The organism is Escherichia sp. WS2035 (assembly GCF_046487065.1).
Classification (GTDB): Bacteria; Pseudomonadota; Gammaproteobacteria; order Enterobacterales; family Enterobacteriaceae; genus Escherichia; species Escherichia coli.
In genome coordinates this window covers 1-1,604 of sequence record NZ_JBJQKD010000046.1, presented here as the reverse complement: position 1 = coordinate 1,604, position 1,604 = coordinate 1, and the positions used below count along the sequence as shown (strand labels likewise).

At 43.5% G+C, this 1,604-nt stretch carries 2 protein-coding genes; both read left to right on the top strand.

Translation table 11 applies throughout. From position 1 onward, the window contains the following. On the top strand, nucleotides 1-1,320 hold a 1,320-nt coding region (locus ACJHX4_RS26680), incomplete at its 5' end, for a phage tail protein (RefSeq protein ID WP_227915090.1). Continuing rightward, nucleotides 1,317-1,595: a hypothetical protein gene (locus ACJHX4_RS26675; protein ID WP_000654172.1), complete on the top strand. Its 279-nt coding sequence runs from the start codon at nucleotides 1,317-1,319 to the stop codon at nucleotides 1,593-1,595. The genes ACJHX4_RS26680 and ACJHX4_RS26675, both read left to right, overlap by 4 nt. The last annotated feature ends 9 nt before the right edge of the window (nucleotides 1,596-1,604 follow it).

Sequence of the window (1,604 nt, the reverse complement as noted above, 5' to 3'; positions counted from 1 at the left end):
GCGGCAGACCGCGCAGAAGCCGCAGCGGAAGTGACTGCAGAGCCCTGTGCGAATATAGTGCCGCCGCTGCCTGATGTGTGGATACCGTTTAACGATTCACTGGATATGATTACGGGTTTTTCGCCATCTTATAAAAAGATAGTTATTGGTGACGATGAAATAACAATGCCAGGCGACAAGATTGTTAAGTTTAAACGTGCTTCAACAGCAACGTATATTAATAAGTCCGGCCAACTCAAGCTTGCTGAAGTTGACGAACCGCGATTTGAGCGCGATGGCTTATTGATTGAAGGACAGAGGACAAATTATCTGAGGAACTCAAATAAACCAGACTCATGGACTGTTCATTCCGCACTGAATAAAACATTTGGCACTGATAAACAGGGGTTCAATTATGCCACGGTGACACCCACGGAAAGTATAGTGGGAACAACAGGTGGCTATACTGTGCATGGTGTGGTTGCAGCAGACAGATTCCCGCTGGCAAGTGGTGAATGTTTCACTTTTTCGTGCCGGGTTAAAGGCGCTAAAGCACGATGCAGGTTAAGAGTTTCAGTTATTATTGGTGGAACAGATACCTTCTCTGCTGACTCTTATCTTGATCTGGATACCCGGATCGCAACAGTAAGCGGTAATACATCCCTTATAACAGCCAAAGCTGAACAACAGGGCGAGTGGACCTACTATGAGGCCACTTATACAGCTAATACGGACATTGATACCGTTAACTGTGCTTTTTATATGACAAATAAAATAAGTAATGAGACATTCTATGATGACTCAACATTAACCATGACGACGCCGCAAATTGAACTGGGCAATACGGCATCGTCATTTATTGTAACTACAATGCCAACAACACGCGCAAGTGATGTAGTTACTATCCCATCGCAGAATAACCTGTCAACACGGCCTTTTACGGTATTGTGCGAAGTAAGCAGGAACTGGAGTACACCGCCCAATGTTGCGCCAAGGATATTTGATGTTGGAGGGCACAGTATTGATGATAATTATTTATCGCTGGGGTTTGTTGCAACAGGAAAGATAAGCGCCAACGTAGGAATGGTTCAGCCACAAATTGCCTCAGATGGAGAAAGGTTCATTGTGGGTGTGAGAGCTAAATCTGATTTATCAGTAAATGCAATATGCAATGGTAATTATACAACAAACCTTAATGGTAAAATATTTGGAGTTACAGCAACATCGTACCGGTTTGGTGGGCAGACCGCAGCAGGAACGCGTCATTTGTTTGGACACATCAGAAATTTCAGAGTCTGGTTTAAAGAATTAAATGACAGGCAAATCAAGGAGGCAGTATGAAAGATTTAACTTTGAAATTTCCTGGTAACAGAGAGTTTAAATCCTTCCTGTCATCTCTTGACTGGGAGGAGGATGAAGACCTCCAGAATAAACTGTTAGTCGATGAAATTGGTTTCACCTACACAGAAACAGGGGTAACAGAAGAGGGAGAACCTGTCTGTGTCCGGAATGACGGTTATTTTGTCAACATTCGCATTCTTGATGACTTGTTTGATGTTTCTGTATTCTCTGATTATGTCGTGGAGCTGGAAACACCGCTTCGGGAATGGAGCTGAAAGGAGGAA